The sequence below is a fragment of the Metabacillus crassostreae genome (genome assembly GCF_016908395.1).
In the GTDB taxonomy this organism is placed as follows: Bacteria; Bacillota; Bacilli; order Bacillales; family Bacillaceae; genus Metabacillus; species Metabacillus crassostreae.
The window spans coordinates 99,587-116,752 of record NZ_JAFBDU010000010.1 but is presented as its reverse complement, the minus strand read 5'-3'; the positions used below and the strand labels follow the sequence as shown (position 1 = coordinate 116,752).

Annotated in this window: 19 protein-coding genes; 16 read left to right on the top strand and 3 right to left on the bottom strand. The window is 34.7% G+C overall.

Annotated features, from left to right (window positions below; translation table 11 throughout):
- The first annotated feature begins 88 nt into the window (after positions 1 to 88).
- The 4 genes from JOC75_RS21050 to wecB all read left to right on the top strand — a co-directional run bounded on the left by JOC75_RS21050 (position 89) and on the right by wecB (position 4,110).
- The gene (locus JOC75_RS21050; RefSeq protein WP_204955938.1) at positions 89 to 868 is read left to right on the top strand and encodes an ABC transporter permease; all 780 of its coding nucleotides are present in this window, start codon (positions 89 to 91) and stop codon (positions 866 to 868) included.
- Positions 868 to 1,605, top strand: a complete 738-nt coding sequence (locus JOC75_RS21045) for an ABC transporter ATP-binding protein (protein WP_204955937.1) — start codon at positions 868 to 870, stop codon at positions 1,603 to 1,605. Before JOC75_RS21050 ends, JOC75_RS21045 begins: the two co-directional genes overlap by 1 nt.
- A complete protein-coding gene (locus JOC75_RS21040) occupies positions 1,602 to 2,822 on the top strand; it encodes a glycosyltransferase (RefSeq protein ID WP_204955936.1) in 1,221 nt (406 codons plus the stop codon). The genes JOC75_RS21045 and JOC75_RS21040 overlap by 4 nt, the downstream gene beginning before the upstream one ends.
- A gap of 142 nt (positions 2,823 to 2,964) precedes the next feature.
- A complete protein-coding gene (gene wecB / locus JOC75_RS21035) occupies positions 2,965 to 4,110 on the top strand; it encodes a non-hydrolyzing UDP-N-acetylglucosamine 2-epimerase (protein ID WP_204955935.1) in 1,146 nt (381 codons plus the stop codon).
- An 18-nt stretch (positions 4,111 to 4,128) separates the two neighbouring features.
- Here wecB and JOC75_RS21030 read toward each other — a convergent pair whose 3' ends face one another.
- Positions 4,129 to 5,373, bottom strand: a complete 1,245-nt coding sequence (locus JOC75_RS21030; RefSeq protein WP_204955934.1) for a glycosyltransferase family 4 protein — start codon at positions 5,371 to 5,373, stop codon at positions 4,129 to 4,131.
- A 57-nt stretch (positions 5,374 to 5,430) separates the two neighbouring features.
- Here JOC75_RS21030 and JOC75_RS21025 point away from each other — a divergent pair, with 57 nt between their 5' ends.
- Positions 5,431 to 6,594: a glycosyltransferase family 4 protein gene (locus tag JOC75_RS21025; RefSeq protein ID WP_204955933.1), complete on the top strand. Its 1,164-nt coding sequence runs from the start codon at positions 5,431 to 5,433 to the stop codon at positions 6,592 to 6,594.
- Positions 6,595 to 6,738: 144 nt separating this feature from the next.
- Positions 6,739 to 7,821, top strand: coding sequence for a glycosyltransferase family 4 protein (locus JOC75_RS21020; RefSeq protein ID WP_204955932.1), 1,083 nt, complete (start codon positions 6,739 to 6,741; stop codon positions 7,819 to 7,821).
- Between the two features lie 44 nt (positions 7,822 to 7,865).
- Here JOC75_RS21020 and JOC75_RS21015 read toward each other — a convergent pair whose 3' ends face one another.
- Positions 7,866 to 8,903, bottom strand: a complete 1,038-nt coding sequence (locus JOC75_RS21015; RefSeq protein WP_204955931.1) for an LCP family protein — start codon at positions 8,901 to 8,903, stop codon at positions 7,866 to 7,868.
- Between the two features lie 19 nt (positions 8,904 to 8,922).
- Positions 8,923 to 9,561, bottom strand: a complete 639-nt coding sequence (locus JOC75_RS21010) for a YigZ family protein (RefSeq protein WP_204955930.1) — start codon at positions 9,559 to 9,561, stop codon at positions 8,923 to 8,925.
- A gap of 186 nt (positions 9,562 to 9,747) precedes the next feature.
- Here JOC75_RS21010 and degS point away from each other — a divergent pair, with 186 nt between their 5' ends.
- The 10 genes from degS to JOC75_RS20960 all read left to right on the top strand — a co-directional run bounded on the left by degS (position 9,748) and on the right by JOC75_RS20960 (position 17,156).
- On the top strand, positions 9,748 to 10,914 hold the full coding sequence (gene degS, locus JOC75_RS21005) for a two-component sensor histidine kinase DegS (protein ID WP_204955929.1): 1,167 nt from the start codon (positions 9,748 to 9,750) through the stop codon (positions 10,912 to 10,914).
- An 87-nt stretch (positions 10,915 to 11,001) separates the two neighbouring features.
- On the top strand, positions 11,002 to 11,688 hold the full coding sequence (gene degU / locus JOC75_RS21000) for a two-component system response regulator DegU (RefSeq protein ID WP_204955928.1): 687 nt from the start codon (positions 11,002 to 11,004) through the stop codon (positions 11,686 to 11,688).
- Between the two features lie 383 nt (positions 11,689 to 12,071).
- The gene (locus tag JOC75_RS20995) at positions 12,072 to 12,914 is read left to right on the top strand and encodes a DegV family protein (protein WP_204955927.1); all 843 of its coding nucleotides are present in this window, start codon (positions 12,072 to 12,074) and stop codon (positions 12,912 to 12,914) included.
- A gap of 139 nt (positions 12,915 to 13,053) precedes the next feature.
- Positions 13,054 to 13,254, top strand: a complete 201-nt coding sequence (locus tag JOC75_RS20990) for a Myb-like DNA-binding domain-containing protein (RefSeq protein ID WP_204955926.1) — start codon at positions 13,054 to 13,056, stop codon at positions 13,252 to 13,254.
- An 8-nt stretch (positions 13,255 to 13,262) separates the two neighbouring features.
- A complete protein-coding gene (locus JOC75_RS20985; protein ID WP_204955925.1) occupies positions 13,263 to 14,732 on the top strand; it encodes an ATP-dependent helicase ComFA in 1,470 nt (489 codons plus the stop codon).
- Between the two features lie 111 nt (positions 14,733 to 14,843).
- On the top strand, positions 14,844 to 15,125 hold the full coding sequence (gene comFB, locus JOC75_RS20980; RefSeq protein WP_204955924.1) for a late competence protein ComFB: 282 nt from the start codon (positions 14,844 to 14,846) through the stop codon (positions 15,123 to 15,125).
- Positions 15,125 to 15,820, top strand: a complete 696-nt coding sequence (locus tag JOC75_RS20975; RefSeq protein ID WP_239589606.1) for a ComF family protein — start codon at positions 15,125 to 15,127, stop codon at positions 15,818 to 15,820. Before comFB ends, JOC75_RS20975 begins: the two co-directional genes overlap by 1 nt.
- 61 nt (positions 15,821 to 15,881) lie before the next feature.
- Positions 15,882 to 16,304 (top strand): TIGR03826 family flagellar region protein, encoded by a 423-nt coding sequence (locus tag JOC75_RS20970; RefSeq protein ID WP_204955923.1) that lies wholly within the window; start codon positions 15,882 to 15,884, stop codon positions 16,302 to 16,304.
- Positions 16,305 to 16,380: 76 nt separating this feature from the next.
- A complete protein-coding gene (flgM, locus tag JOC75_RS20965; protein WP_204955922.1) occupies positions 16,381 to 16,644 on the top strand; it encodes a flagellar biosynthesis anti-sigma factor FlgM in 264 nt (87 codons plus the stop codon).
- 26 nt (positions 16,645 to 16,670) lie between these two features.
- Entirely contained in the window at positions 16,671 to 17,156 is a 486-nt protein-coding gene (locus JOC75_RS20960; protein WP_204955921.1) for a flagellar protein FlgN, read from the top strand.
- Positions 17,157 to 17,166: the final 10 nt, after the last annotated feature.

The window sequence follows — 17,166 nt, the reverse complement described above, 5'->3', positions numbered from 1 at the left end:
ATACAGTCTAATTTTGAAAGCTTGAAAGCAAACTAATCAAGGTTTATTATAAATAGGATGGAACTTTGTTCAGGTTAGGAGAACGTATATGTTTATTGAAACAGTTAAAGCAATAAAAAAGAATAAGGATCTCATTTATCACTTAACTACTTCTGACTTTAAGGCAAATAGCTCTAGAACATACTTCGGCTTTCTATGGTGGATTATAGACCCAATTTTTTACATGGCTATTTTCTATTTGTTAGTTGTTGTAATCTTAGAGAGAGGTGGAGCGGATTATCCACTAATTATTTTTACTGGATTAATTCCTCTTAAATTTGTTACAGCATCCTTAGTTGACGGAACAAATGCTATTTCCTCTAAAGGTAATATTTTACAGCAAGTTTACGTACCTAAGGTTATCTTTCTGATTGTAAGATTGTTAGTTAATAGTATTAAATATATTATTAGTGTAGTGATGCTATTCCTCTTCTTAATCATTTATGGCGTAGATTTAACATGGAATGTGCTTTATTTTCCTCTAATTTTTATAGTGAATGCATTCTGTTTGTTGGGAGTTATGATCTTTTTAGCTCATCTCGGTGTTTTTATTAAGGATGTAAAAAATGTGATGCAATATATTTCAAGAGTATTGTTATATTTATCTCCTGTGTTATTTGAACTAAAAGATGTGCCACAAGGTTTACTTCCATATTTATATTTAAATCCATTTACAACATTTTTAGAATCTTACCGCGACATATTAATTTATGGAAGACCACCTGAATTTTTACCATTGTCTATTATGACATTTGCTTCAGTGTTCATTCTTTATTTGGGATTAAGGTTATTAAACAAAAATGAAAAAGAATATGCAAAGGTGATTTAATGACTCAAAATATAATAGAAGTAAAAGACTTGTGGGTTTCTTATCCTGAATATACAGAAAAACCATTAAAAAAACTATTTAACCTTCATAAAAAAGAGGATCGCTTTTGGGCATTAAAGGGGTTAAACTTTGAAGTGAAAAAAGGTGAAGTTCTCGGGATTATTGGACGAAATGGATCTGGGAAAAGTACTCTTCTCAAGCTGCTAAGTGGGTTAATATCTCCTGACAAAGGGAATTTTAATATTTATAATGACCAACACCCAGTGTTGCTCTCACTTGGGGCTGGTTTCCAACCTGAATTACCTGGAATTGAGAATATTTATTTAAATGGATTATTATTAGGGCATACAAAGAAGTCTATCGAAGAAAAGATTGATGATATTATTGAGTTTTCAGAGCTAGGAAACTTTATAAATAAACCGGTGAGAACTTACTCTGCAGGTATGAAATCACGACTAGCATTTGCAACTGCCATATCTCTTGATCCAGAAATTCTTCTTATTGATGAAGTATTAGGAGTTGGAGACGCTGCATTTCAACAAAAATGTAGACAAGCCATAACTGAGAAAATCAAACAAGATCGAACGGTTATCCTTGTAACACATTCATCTAATCTTGTTAAATCCATATGTGATCGAGTAGTTTGGATTCACTTAGGAGAGCAAAAGGCAGCAGGTGAGACAGGTCCTATTATTGAAGAATACGATGCGTTTATGAAGAGTAGTGCTTCTAAATGAATATATTGATGCTTTTATATAAAGACATACATTATGATGCAAGAGTAAAGCGAGAGGCACATGCATTAGCTGAAGCAGGACATCAGGTTTTTATAGCTTGTGTAAAGGAATATAAGGAGCCTGCTCCTTTTATACATAAAAACATTACTATCTTACCTATTAAGATTTCTGTAAAGAGTATGAAATCATCAATTACATTAAGCGAAGGTAATAGGAAAAGTAAGAGCAACTTTAACGCAAAATCCACTCTAGTTTGGATAGCACGAAGACCTCTTGTTAAGATTGTGAAGGACTATATAGCTTATTATGAATTTTACAAAAAGGTCAAACTATCTGTAAAGGGAATTAATATTGATGTTATTCACTGTCATGATTTAAATACATTATGGCAAGGATCAATGCTAGCAAATGATTTTTCAAGTAAGTTAGTTTATGATTCACATGAAATATTTAATGAAATGGCAGGGCGTAATCAATTAGATCGGTTTGTTGGATACCGGGTTGAAAAATTTCTATTTCAGAAGGTGGATTTTTTCATTACGGTAAATACGTATTTGAGGAAATACTTATTTGATAGATATGGTGAAAAGCCTAGTTTGCTTGTTCAAAATATACCTATTATTAACGAAGATGAATTGAATACGTCTATAAAATCACTCGCATCGAAGTTTAAATTTGATAATGAAGATGTCATTTTAATTTATCAAGGTGGCTTTTCTCAATATAGAGGCTTAAAGTTAATCATAGAATCTCTAACAAGACTTCCTGATAAATACAAGTTGGTATTAATTGGTTCTGGTGTATTAAAAGGTGAATTAATTGATCAAGTACAAGCGCTAAATCTTTCTAAAAAAGTCTTCTTTCACGATCAAGTACCATCAGAAGAATTGATACATTACACGAAGCAGGCACATATAGGACTTGTCATGTACGAGAAAATATCCAAGAACAACTTTTACTCGACACCTAATAAAATTTTTGAATATATACAAGCAGGTATTCCTACGGTATCTTCAAATCACCCTGGAAAATCAGTTATCATTGAAGAATATAAAACAGGTGTTTTAGTAGAAGAAACAGTTAATGGAATTATTAATGGAATATATGAAATTGAAAATAAGTATGAAATTTTTAAAAAGAATTGTTTAAATGCACAAAGAGAGCTTACATGGGATGATGAAAGCTTGAAGTTAGTTGAGTTTTATAAGAAAATATAAATAGGTAAATGATTAGAAAGTGGTGTTTTAACTGTAACACCACTTTTCTGTATAGTAATGACTTAGATGCAATGAAATTTGTGGAAAAACTTAAAATATGCTAGTTTTATTATAGATATGTAATAAAGGAGATATAAGTAAAATGGATCGTAAAATAAAAGTTATGACAATTTTCGGAACAAGACCTGAGGCAATAAAGATGGCGCCTCTTGTTCTTGAATTAGAAAAATTTCCAGCAGAAATAGAGTCCATTGTAACGGTGACAGCACAGCATCGTCAAATGCTAGATCAGGTACTAGAATTATTTGAGGTAAAACCAGATCATGACTTAAATATTATGAAAGATCGTCAAACATTAACAGGTGTTACTACACGTGCATTAGAAGGCTTAGATGAAGTAATGAAGGAAGTAAAGCCAGATCTTGTTCTGGTTCATGGTGATACAACGACAACGTTTGTTGCTAGCTTAGCTGCATTATATAATCAAATTGCAGTTGGTCATGTTGAAGCAGGCTTGAGAACATGGAATAAATATTCACCATTTCCTGAGGAAGTAAATAGACAAATTACAGGTGTTATTGCAGATCTTCATTTTTCACCGACTGATAAGTCTGAACAGAATTTACTTCAAGAAAACAAGAAGGCAGAAACAATCTATGTTACTGGTAACACAGCAATTGACGCATTAAAAACAACAGTTAAAGCTGATTATTCACATGAAGTGTTAGAAAAAGTTGGTTCTGACAGAATGATTCTCCTAACCGCTCACCGTCGTGAAAATTTAGGGGAACCAATGAGAAACATGTTCCGTGCGATTAAGCGTCTTGTTACAGAGCATGAGGATGTCCAGGTGGTATATCCTGTTCATTTAAATCCAGCAGTTCGTGAGGTTGCAGACGAAATTCTTGGCAAAGATTCTAGAATTCATTTAATTGAACCACTTGGTGTGTATGACTTCCATAACTTTGCATCTCGTGCTTATATTATTTTAACGGATTCTGGTGGGGTACAAGAAGAAGCGCCATCATTAGGAGTCCCTGTATTGGTATTGCGTGATACAACGGAACGTCCAGAAGGTATTGAGGCTGGAACATTAAAGCTAGCAGGTACAGATGAAGAAACAATCTATTCACTAGCGTATGAGCTATTAAATAATAAAGAGGCGTATGAAGGCATGTCAAAAGCGTCAAACCCATACGGTGATGGAAATGCATCTAACCGGATTGTTAGAGCGATATTACAGCATTTTGGCAAACATGATGAAAAGCCAGAGAGATTTCAACCATAATAAAAAAGACGATTAGTGTTATAAACTAGTCGTCTTTTTTTGCAACTCTTTACGAGTGGATTTCGTCAAATTTCTTAGAGTATCAGATAATTTAATAGCCTGTGTCTCACGATTGAATGATTGAAGTAATTCATGTTTAACGTTTAGTCTAATGTCTTTTAATTCTTCTGGATGAGCTTGAGCATATTTCAATGCTTTGATAAAATCATCTGGGTTCTCCGGCTCGAAGTAAAAACCGGCATGATGTTTCTCAACAATTTCTCTTGCTTCACCATTAACACCGATAAGGACTGGAGTTGACATTGACATGTAATCAAATACCTTTGAAGGAATTGTTATTTCAAATAAAGGGTGTTTTTTAAGTGAAACAATTCCAATATCAGCTGCCTCATAGTAGCTAGTTAGCTCTTCCTTTTTTTTGCTGTCGACGAATAAAATATTTGTCAGCTGAAGGGATTTTGCACGATCAATTAATGATTGTTTTTCCACTCCCTCACCAATAATCATAAAGGTAATAGAGGTGTCATCTTTTAATTGGTCTGCAGCAGAAATGATGGTATCTAGTCCTTGAGCAGCTCCAATGTTTCCTGCATAAAGAACAAGAAATTTATTTTCTAGATTGTATTGTTGTTTTATTGATAATGACGGTTGTGTTGTGATTTGGTTTAATGTATTAGGATTTACTCCATTTGGCACAACGGTAATTTTCTCTTCTGGTATTCCTTGGTCAATAAGGCGCTGTTTGTATCCTTGTGTCACAACTATAATATGGTCTGCTTTTCTATAAAGAAAGTTTTCAAGCTTGCGAGCGAGATTTAATAATTTTGTGTTTTTAAACTGTCCTAAAAGTTCGGCAAAATCTACCCACAAATCACGAATTTCAAAAACGAACTTTGTTCTGTGTACTCTGCTTAAAAAGTATCCTGTTACTCCTTGAAATAATTGAGGAGATGTCGCATAAATAACATCTGGTTTTTTTATGAATAAACCAGATATACAGCTTGAAACCATAAAGGACAAGTAATTTGCTAGTCTGCGTATGGAGCTTGTTTTCGTATCTCTAATTCGAAAAGAACGATAAACTGTTAAATGGTTAACCTTCTCTTTTTTAAATACCTTTTTTATTGGCAGTGAGTTAGGGAAGGTTGTTAGGACATGTACATCATGACCCAAGTTTGATAGATTTGAACTCATATCATAAGCTCGTCCTTGTGCGGCACCTATTTCAGGTGGAAAATGCTGAGTAATATAGACTATTTTCATAGATGATCCTTTCCATAAAAAAATTAGGAATTATCAATATTATAGTGTAAAGTATAATTGGAAAAGTTACAACTTGGATATGTAAAAGGATATGATATTATGACGAAAATTTGTGTATTAACGACAGTCCATCATGCTTATGATGGACGAATATACCATAAGCAATGTAAATCATTAAAAAATGCAGGATATGATGTGACGTTATTAGCACCTAAGCCTGAAATAAAAATAGAAAACGATGATATTCGGCTTGTGCCAATAGAGAAACCAAAAAAAGAGTGGAAAAGATTTCTACATGCATTTTCAGTTTTTCAATTAGCAAAGAAAACAAAGGCTGATCTCTATCATTTTCACGACCCAGAGCTTTTACCTGTTGGAGTATTATTACGTATTTTTACGAAGAAGCCAGTCATTTTTGATGTGCATGAACACTATCCTAATGCAATTATGAGTAAGAAGTATTTGAAAAAGTGGATAAAGCATCCTGTGAGACTGGTTTATGAATTGATCGAGAAAATATCATTACCTATTCTATCAGGTGTGATCTACACAACTGAAGAAGTTGGTGAAAGATACCAAAGGTATACCTCATGTAAAATTGAAAACTATCCACTACCAGATATGTTTCCTCCTATTAAGTCAGGATACAAGGAGAAGGATTATATCTTATATTTAGGGGGTATTACACCAATTAGAGGTATTGAAGAATTAATAGTTGGATTTTCTCATGCTGCAAAGCTAAAGTCAGAAGCTAAGCTTGTATTTGTTGGGAGTTTTGAATCTAGTGCCTTTGAAAAGAAAATTCATGAACTTGTTTTAGAAAATGGATTAAAAGATAAAGTTGTATTTAAGGGTAAAGTTCCATATGAAAAGATTGAAGAGCACTTGGCCAAGGCATCTATTGGTATTATTCCCTATTTACCAGTACCAAACCATTTAGTTTGCTTACCGAATAAACTTTTTGAATATATGGCAGCAGGAGTTGCAGTGATTGCTTCTGATTTTCCTCATTATCGGAAAGTGGTAGAATCGTCTAATAGTGGATTAATGATAAATCCTGAACGACCACAATCAATAGCAAAGGCTATTCTGACTTTATTAGAGGATCCGAAACAGGTAATAGAGTTAGGAGAAAGTGGCAAGGAAGCTTTCACCTCAAAATATAATTGGAATCTTGAAGAAAAAAAACTTTTAGCTTTTTATAAACAACTTCTTAAATAGTAAATTTTTCTTACTCCTGATCTTTCAATATGTTTTGGACCTTTTGTTCATGCTAATAATAATTAAGAAAAAAACAATTGAAAGTTAAAGAAAATTTGCTATGATGGAGGAAGTGTAAATTTCTCACAAAAGTGGGGGTAAACGATGCATTCTTATATTGACTATATTGTAGCTTTTATTCTATCCTTTGCTGTTGCTGTCTTTATTACTCCTTTAGTAAAGAAGATTGCGATTAAAATTGGTGCTACAGATCAACCAAATACACGTAAGATTCATAAGGAAATTATGCCGAGAATGGGTGGACTTGCCATTTTCATTGGTGTAATTGCTGGTTTCCTATATTTAAACCCCCAATCTCAGCATATGAATGAAGTAATTATTGGGGCATTCATTATTATTTTGATTGGAATTCTGGACGATCGCTTCACATTACCAGCACGATATAAATTTTTAGGTCAATTAATTGCAGCGATAGTTGTTGCATCATCAGGATTACTGGTAGAAAAAATCACGGTACCATTTTTCGAAACTGTTCAATTGGGTGTTTGGAGTTACCCTGTTACTGTTTTATGGATTGTTGCGATTACAAATGCTATTAATTTAATTGATGGACTTGATGGCTTAGCAGCAGGTGTATCATCAATTGCCATGACAAGCATTCTGATTATGGCATTTGCGGATTCTCAGATTGTTGTTATTGCGTTATGTACAATATTAATTGGTAGTTCATTAGGGTTTCTTGTTCATAATTTTTACCCAGCAAAAATATTTATGGGTGATACTGGAGCGTTATTTTTAGGTTACTCAATCTCAATTATTTCAATGTTAGGATTGTTTAAAAACCTTACGTTATTCAGTTTTGTTATTCCAATTATTGTCTTAGCTGTACCGATTTTTGATACAGTATTTGCGATCATTAGGAGATTTTTAAATAAGCGAAGTATTGCAGCTCCAGATAAACTGCATCTACATTACTGCCTTGTAGATCTTGGTTTCAGTCATAGAGCATCTGTATTGATTATCTATTTCTTTAGCGCATGCTTTGGCTTTTCAGCAATAATTTTCTCAAATGCAACTTTATGGCTTTCATTACTTCTTATGATGATTTTATTGCTTGCGATTCAGTTTATCGCAGAATTAGTTGGTTTAATTGGTATGAACCGTAAACCTCTTATTAATACATTTAGAAGGTTAACAGCTGTTAAGAAGCCACAGAAGGATAATTAAAAAAAGCAGGTGAAACGATTAATAAAAATCGTTCACCTGCTTTTTTATTGTTCACTTGATGATGTTGATTCTAATTCATCTGCTGATCCAGTGTCATCTGACGACAAACCACTTGTTTGTATTCCTAAATGTGATTTAAGGATATCTTGTGTTTCAATCACGCTTTCTTCTTCTGGGAGCCAATATGATATTCCATCAATTTTTTGGCCGACACCTTCTAATTTGATTGTCTCTATACTGCTTGTGCTAAAATTGGAGTATTTTTGATAAAAACCTAATAACTCTGATACCCTCATATTTGTTTCGACATTTTTCCCTACTTCATCAGTTAGTTGATCAACTTTAAATAGTGTACCAGCAGAAGCAACTTCTTTGATAATTGCTTTAACAACTTCTTGCTGTCTTTCATTACGTCCAATATCGTTTTTAGGATCTTGCATACGCATTCTAGCGTATGCAAGGGCGTACCTTCCATCTAATTCCATTGGACCCTTGTAAAATTCAAGTTTCTCTGCTTTAGGATCATCACTATTTTGAGTGAAATTAAAAGGAACATCAACAGTAATTCCACCTACGATATCAACAATATTTTTAAATCCGTCAAAATTAACAGTTGCATAATAATCTATTGGTATTTCAAGAAAGTCTTCAACAGTATCAATCGTCAGCTCTTTTCCACCTTTTGAGAAGGAATGATTTATTTTATCTAGTCCCTCTTCAGGAATTTCTACACGTGTATCACGTGGAATACTTAACAGCTTCATTGATTGATCCTCAGGATTAAAGGTAGCGACCATTAACGTATCAGAACGGCCACCTTTACCGCCACTAGAATAATCTTCAACTCCAAGTAACAAAATAGATACCGGATCATTTGAGATATTCACCGCATAATCCCTTAATTTTGATTTGTCACGTCCTAAATCATCATAGGAATCATTGGCAGCATCTAATGTTTGATAAAATACATATCCTAGATAAAGTCCAACACCTAGAAATAAGAGTAGAAATAAACCTAAAATACGTCTTAATATCGGACGTTTCTTCTTCTTTTTCACTTTCTTCATATCTTTTCTATTCATAAAATTTCTCCTCAGTTATTCAAATTTCTACCTGCTCCTCCAAATAAGTAACATCACCTTCAGAAATTTCACTCTTCCCATTCGTCAACTCTGTCATCCATTCGGAAAAAGCCTGCTTTTTCTCTTCTTCTACATAGGCTTCCACTTCAACGTCATTTAAATAATGAATTTCCTTTAATAAATATGTGGAAGAACGTAATTCATTTTCCACTTTCCCCAACCATGTATAGTCAATCTTCGTATGCATCACACGCATGAGCTTTCTTTCGACAATTCCTGCTGCTTGAAGTCCTTCTGAAACAGATTTCCCATAAGCACGGATTAATCCGCCACCACCGAGTTTAATTCCACCGAAATAACGGGTAACAACTACTACGGTATCCTTGAGGTTTTTCTTTTTAAGAACCTCTAGCATCGGAACACCGGCGGTACCACTTGGTTCACCATCATCATTCGCTTTTTGAATGGAATTATGTTCGCCGATTAAGTAAGCAGAGCAATTGTGATTTGCATCATGATGCTGCTTTTTTATTTTTTGAATAAAGCTTATCGCTTCTTCTTCAGTTGTAGCCCTTTGTGTATAACAAATAAAACGGGATTTCTGGATAATTATTTCATGCTCTCCATAGCCTTTTACGGTATAATAATGTGAAAGCATGCTTGTACACCTCCTGACAAGCAAGCAAATTTAGAATAGCATATTTCTTTATTATAAAACGACATTTTTTTTACTTCAAATGTTATTAATGTGACAAACTAAAAAGAGTGAGATATTTCGTCGAATTTTCATACGGTAAATCTCGAGCATCTTTTTATTATATACATACTAAGCGGAGGGAAAAAAATGAACTCCAACAAGAAAATTGATAGTAAATTACTTGATGAAGTCTTAGATAAAATGATTTCGACTGTTGATGGAAGTAAGGACGAAATTTTTCAAATAGGTGAACAATCTCGAAAACAGTATGAAGGCTTAGTCGAAGAACTTAGAGATATAAAGCTTCAGGTTGGTAAGGTCATTGAAGATGGTGATAAGCTAGAGGTTCATGCTCGTTTTGCACGAAATCGTCTGTCAGAGGTTAGTAAGCACTTTAAGCAGTTTTCTGAGGAAGAGATACGTGACGCCTACGAGAAGGCCCATAAGCTGCAGGTTGAGCACTCTATGCTTCAGCAGCATGAAAAGCAGCTTAGAGACCGTCGTGATGACCTAGAACGCCGTTTGCTAGGGCTGCAGGAGATTATCGAAAGATCTGAGGCACTTGTTAGTCAGATAACGGTAGTGTTAAACTATTTAAGTCGTGATTTACGTCAAGTAGGTTTGCTTTTAGAGGATGCGCAACAAAAGCAAGATTTTGGCTTACGGATTATTGAGGCTCAGGAGGAAGAAAGAAAGCGAGTTTCTAGAGAAATTCATGATGGACCTGCTCAAATGCTAGCAAATGTGATGATGCGTTCTGAATTAATTGAACGTATTTATCGTGAGCGAGGGGCTGAGGAGGGCTTTAAAGAAATTCGCAGCTTGAGGACAAATGTTCGAAATGCTTTATATGAAGTAAGACGAATTATTTATGACTTAAGACCAATGGCTTTAGATGACTTAGGGCTTATACCAACCCTCAGAAAATATATGAACACAATCGAAGAATATAATGGAAAAACGAAGATTACTTTTCAAAGTGTTGGGGAATTGAATGATCACCGTTTACCATCAAGGTTTGAGGTTGCTTTGTTTCGCTTAGCACAGGAAGCTGTTACAAATGCTTTAAAGCATGCTGAAGCTACAGAAATTACGGTTAAGGTAGAAGTAACAAAAGAAACCATCACACTGGTGATAAAAGATGATGGTAAAGGGTTTGACATGAAGAAAAAAGTCGCTAATAAAGATAAGAAATCATTTGGCTTAATTGGTATGAAAGAGCGAATTGATCTTCTCGATGGAAAAATGACAATGGACTCTAAAGAAGGACTAGGGACTTTTATCATGTTTCAAGTGCCAAATCAAGTAGGATAAAGCTTTACTTCGACATAATTTGGACTAAAGACATATTGACGGGTTTACTAGTAAATAGAATAGAATAGTACTGTGGGGAGGCATAACATGAAAACGAAAATAGTAATTATTGATGATCATCAGTTATTTCGTGAAGGTGTAAAACGCATTTTAGATTTTGAACCAAGCTTTGAGGTTGTTGCAGAAGGTGATGATGGTGAAGAGGCTTTAGCGATTGTAGAAGCTCATAAACCAGATGTTGTGATCATGGATATTAATATGCCAAAAGTAAATGGTGTTGAAGCAACGAAGCAGTTAATCGAAGCAGATGAAGATAACAAGATTATTATTTTATCTATACATGATGATGAGAATTATGTAACACATGCATTAAAAACTGGTGCAAGAGGTTACCTATTAAAAGAAATGGATGCTGATACACTTATTGAAGCTGTGAAGGTCGTTGCAGATGGTGGATCATACTTACATCCTAAGGTAACACATAATCTTGTGAATGAATTTAGAAGACTTGCAACATCAAGTGGACAAGCTGCCCCAACGCAACCTTTACAACCAGAAATTCGTCGTCCATTACATATTCTTACTCGCCGTGAATGTGAAGTTCTACAAATGCTAGCAGATGGAAAAAGCAACCGCGGAATTGGTGAAGCGTTATTCATTAGCGAAAAAACAGTAAAAAACCATGTAAGTAATATTTTACAAAAAATGAATGTAAATGATCGTACTCAAGCTGTTGTTTATTCTATTAAAAATGGCTGGGTTGAAGTGAAATAGATTTTAGACGACAAGGCAGACTCGGGAAAATAGGGTCTGTCTTTTTCGTATGATAAGAGTATAAAAAATCACACTTAGTTTTAGTGTCTAGCTCCAGGCGCCATCGACTCGATGGAAAAATAAAGAAATAGCTCAAGAGCCAGCTATTTCAAAGTGCGCGATTTTTCCTAGGTCATAAGTCAAATAGGAAATGAAGGTAAAGACACCTTCTATTCCTATTCGCCTTATGCTTGTCGTCGATAGGCGGGCGCCTTGCGCTTTTCAGTCATAAAATAGTAAAAGTAATTGGTGTTTCGTGACAAAATTGTGTCATAATAGAAAAGGAACAATACATATAATACGAGACCTGAATTTATAAATATGTACAAGGAAGGAATTTAATCATGAAAACGGCTATTGTAACTGATAGTACAGCATATATCCCTAAAGAAATTCGTGAAAAACATAATATACATATGATTCCTCTTAGCGTTATTTTTGGCTCTGAAACGTATGCAGAGGAAATCGAAATTTCATCTGAGCAATTTTTTGCTGAAATGAGAGAAAAACAAGAGCTCCCAACTACTTCACAGCCTTCAGTAGGTATGTTTGTTGAGTTGTTTGAAGAGCTATCAAAAGAGTATGATGCAGTAATCTCTATTCATTTATCGAGTGGTATTAGTGGTACGTTTAATGGTGCAGTTACAGCTAGCGAGATGGTCGATAAAATAAAGGTTCACCCATTTGATTCAGAAATTAGTTGTATGATTCAAGGCTTTTATGTACTAGAAGCAGCAGAGATGGCGAATGAAGGAAAAACAACAGATGAGATTTTATCTCGTTTAAATGAAATGAAGCAGTCAATGCGTGCATATTTTATGGTGGATGATTTGACGAACCTACAACGTGGAGGACGTCTTAGTGGAGCACAAGCCTTGATAGGCAGTATTTTACAGGTTAAACCAATTCTACATTTTGAACATAAATTAATCACTCCTTTTGAAAAAATTCGCACAAAGAAAAAGGCATTAAACAGAGTGTATGAGCTTTTTCATGAAGACGCTAGTCAGGTAGTACCAATGCGGGCAGTTGTTATTCATGCAAATCGCCCAGAGGAAATTGAAATCATCAAACGAGATCTTGAAGCTAAATATCCACATGTTGAATTTATCACAAGCTATTTTGGGCCTGTTGTTGGAACTCACCTTGGAGAAGGAGCAATTGGGCTGGGCTGGTATAAGAAATAGTTCCTATTTGTTGAATAGGAGAAATGAGAGGGAAGTACGAATGATCTAGTGCTTTCTTCTTATATTCCCGCTAGATTATGGACATGTTATTAAATTTCCTTCATACTACTTTTATACATAGATTTAGGAGGTTCAATAATTGAGTATTACTTCAAATAACACGCTGCAAACTAGTGAAGAAGAGGTAAAGCGTACATATCGTCATTGGACAACTCTAGAAGATCGCAAGCTTTTGCAACTGCGTGCAAGTGGATTGAAATTTAAGACGATAGCAGAACAGCTAAACCGGACCCCAATTAGTGTCGAAAAACGATATCGAAAAATTTTAAAAAACAACTGAGGTGAACCATGCGTTTTCTTTTGAAGGAAAATGTCCTCTATCCCCTGTTGTCACGTGAAGAAGGTATGCCGATTTCAAGGCATACAACAATACCCCATATACCAACAAATTATCAATTTCCCTATTCTAAACAACTACAACAACATCTCTGTGGAAAGGAGTTATTATCTACAGAAATTCCTTTCTCTCTTGAAGAATTATTTTCTCATTATCAAAATGGCTTTGTTCGATTAAATCCAGGTATTACCCTTGAAAAGGGTCGTAGAACATGTAACAGATGTAATAATAAAGATGAAAGATTTTTTGCCTTTTTTAATTGTGCCAAATGTGGAGAACAGAACTGTTATTATTGCAGAAAGTGTGTGATGATGGGGCGTGTTAGTGAATGTACACCGTTATTTACCTGGTGCGGTCTGATTCCTGCAATCTCTGAGAGAATAACTCTTCAATGGAATGGTAGCTTATCACAAGGTCAGTCAAGAGCTTCTGATGAGGTCCTTCAAACGATAAACACAAACGATGAGCTACTAGTCTGGGCAGTGTGTGGTGCAGGAAAAACTGAGGTGTTGTTCAAAGGACTCGAATTTGCACTAGGTCAAGGTAAGAAGGTTTGTATTGCTACACCTCGTACTGATGTGGTACTAGAATTAGCTCCACGTCTGAAAAAGGTCTTCCCTACTATTGAGATATCAGCCCTATATGGAGGTAGTGAAGATAGAAATAAAAACTCATCATTGTACATTTCCACAACACACCAATTACTTCGGTTTAAAGAAGCCTTCGATTGTGTAATTGTTGATGAAGTTGATGCCTTTCCATATACAGCAGACACATCCCTTCAATTCGCTGTGAAAAAATCCCGTAAGAAAGAAAGCTCTCTTATTTATTTAACAGCCACACCATCAAAGCAATGGAAAAAAGAAGTACAACAAAATAAGCGCAATGCGGTGAAGATTCCATTACGTTATCATGGACATCATCTACCTGCACCTGAGTTCAAGTGGTGTGGAAATTGGAAAAAACGACTAACGAAAGGCCAGCTTCCTAAAAATGTTGAGAGCTGGTTATCTGTCAGGTTAAAGAGTAAAAAACAAGCCTTTTTATTTGTGCCATCCATATCAGTTATTCAAAAGGTAGTGGATATCCTTAAAAAAATGGATGGCCGAATAGAAGGGGTATATGCCGAAGATCCTAATCGACGAGAAAAAGTCCTTTTATTTAGAAGCGGAGGTATCCCGATTATTGTTACATCTACAATATTAGAGCGTGGTGTAACGATTCCAAACAGTGATGTAGCTATTTTAGGAAGTGAAGATGAAATTTTCACAGAAAGTGCCCTTGTGCAAATTTCAGGAAGAGTGGGCAGAAGTGTAGCTTATCCAACAGGGATGATCACATTTTTTCATTATGGTAAAACCACAGCTATGATAGAGGCAAAAAAACATATTGAGAAAATGAATGAAGAAGCAAAGAAATAGAAATAGTGACTATATTACCAAATATTTGAAGATAACTTTTCAACTTTCCATTGTTGTGGCATAATAATCTAAAATTGCTCACATTTTGTGATACCAAGGAGATCAAATGTTATGGTCATTAACGCAATGGAACGTATCATGAAGGATTTATTAGATGAATATAAAAACCGTTTACAATTATCATGTACTTGTGACGAATGTTTAGATGATATCTTAGCGTTAACATTAAATAAAACGCAACCACGCTATGTAACAAACTCAGATAAAATTATGTATATTAAAGCGGAATTTGTTGATAAACAAAATATGACATCTTTATTTGTGAAACTTGCAGAATGTGCAAAAATTGTCTCAGACAAACCAACGTGTCAAATAAAAACAAAAGGAGATTGATGACTATTTCTTGTTTAATTTGTCATGAAGAGTATTCCCAGCAAGTAACTTGGACAGGCTTACTTTTGTCGTCAGATCAGCAAACATGTGATGAATGTTATACTTCATTGCAGAAGATAACTGGTCCAACTTGTTCGAGATGTTTTAGACCACAAGAAAGTGTTGAAATTTGTAGTGATTGTCAGAGGTGGAGCAGTGATGAGCAATGGCAAAACATGATTCAAAAAAACATCTCGGTTTTTCACTATAATGATGCAATGAAAGATATTTTAGCAGCCTTTAAGTTTCGTGGTGATGCCGAATTAGTGAAGGTTTTTCAAAAAGATTTTTTGGCTAGTTATAGAAAATATTATTCTTCTTATAAGATTGATGCAGCAGTACCTATCCCTTTAAGTGAAGAGCGCTTATATGAACGTGGCTTTAATCAAGCTAAGCTTCTTGCAGACAGTCTTCCTCTACCACAACTCGATGTTCTCCAACGAACGCATCATGAAAAACAATCAAAAAAGTCCCGCCACCAGCGAATTACAGCTTCAAACGTGTTTTCTCTTAAAAATTCTAGTACAATAAGTAATAAGAAACTACTATTAATAGATGATATATATACAACGGGAAGTACCCTTTATCATGCAGCGAAAGTGCTAATTGATCATGGTGCAGAAACTGTTTTTTCTCTAACATTAATTAGAAGCTAAAAAAATACAAAATCCTGCCGATATATTAAGTAGATACCGAACCGAATAGGAGAATGAATATATGGGAGAATTATCTAATTGCCCAAAATGTAATACATTATTTATAGAAACGCAATTTAGAACAGTTTGTGATGCTTGTCATAAGCAGGAAGAAAAAGCATATGAAACAGTTTACGCATTTTTAAGAAAGCGTGAAAATCGTAAAGCTCTTTTACATGAAGTAGAAGAGGGGACTGGGGTAGAAGAGTCTTTAATTCTAAAGTTTATCCGTAACGGAAGAATTCAATTGTCTAATTTTCCTAATTTAGGGTACCACTGTGAAAAGTGTGGGAAAACGATTAGAGAAGACAAGCTTTGTGATGGCTGTAAAAAGGATATTCACAAGCAGATCCATCAGATGGAGCAGGTCGAAATGGTTAGTGAGCGTAATAAGGTGGAGACGCCTAAGTCAACTTACTACTCAAATAGTACTAAAAATAGATAAACGCTAAATATATACTCGGAAAATCCGATAGGAACTATAGATAAATGTACGATGGTAAAGAAAGTGAGGGTTAATCATGAAAATTAATAATCTTGGATCAATGGGTATGAACCCTTATAAACGAAATTTAGAAAAAAACGCAGAAGCTTCAGCAAAATCGCAGAATAAGGAAGATAAAGTAGAGATTTCTTCAAAAGCAATAGGACTTCAACAAACGAATGAAGTAACAAAGGCTAGACAGGAAAAGGTTCAAGCGATTAAGACTCAGTTAGAGAGTGGGAATTATACGATTGACCCGAAGGCTATTGCTAAGGGATTAGTAAACTTTTATAAAAACTAACATCTAATTAATTCGGAGGGTTATGAATGGTAGTAGAAAAGTTAATACAAGCATTAGATAAACTGTTACAGCTACATCAAAATCTCTATCAAGTAGCCCTTCAAAAAACAGACTATCTAAAACACAACAAGGTTGAAGAGTTAAAAGAATTGCTGAAAAAGGAGCAAATGTTTGTTCAAGCAATTAAACAAATTGAGACTGAACGAATCCAGCTTACAGCAGAATTTCTAAATCGTGACCATGACTTAACTCTATCAGCTTGTATTGAAAGATCTGAAGGAAAACAAAAAGAAAAATTCGAAAAAATTGCTGATGGTTTTTCTGAAACAATGAACAAGCTGAAAGCAGCAAATCAGTTGAATCGTGAATTAACACATCAAGCTCTTCAATTTGTTTCAATTTCATTAGATATGCTTATGCCACAAGAAAATATAACGAACTATCAACGACCGGATGTAAGTAATGCTCAATCAGACAAATTACGAAGGTCATTATTTGATTCACAAGCATAACGGAGGGAGG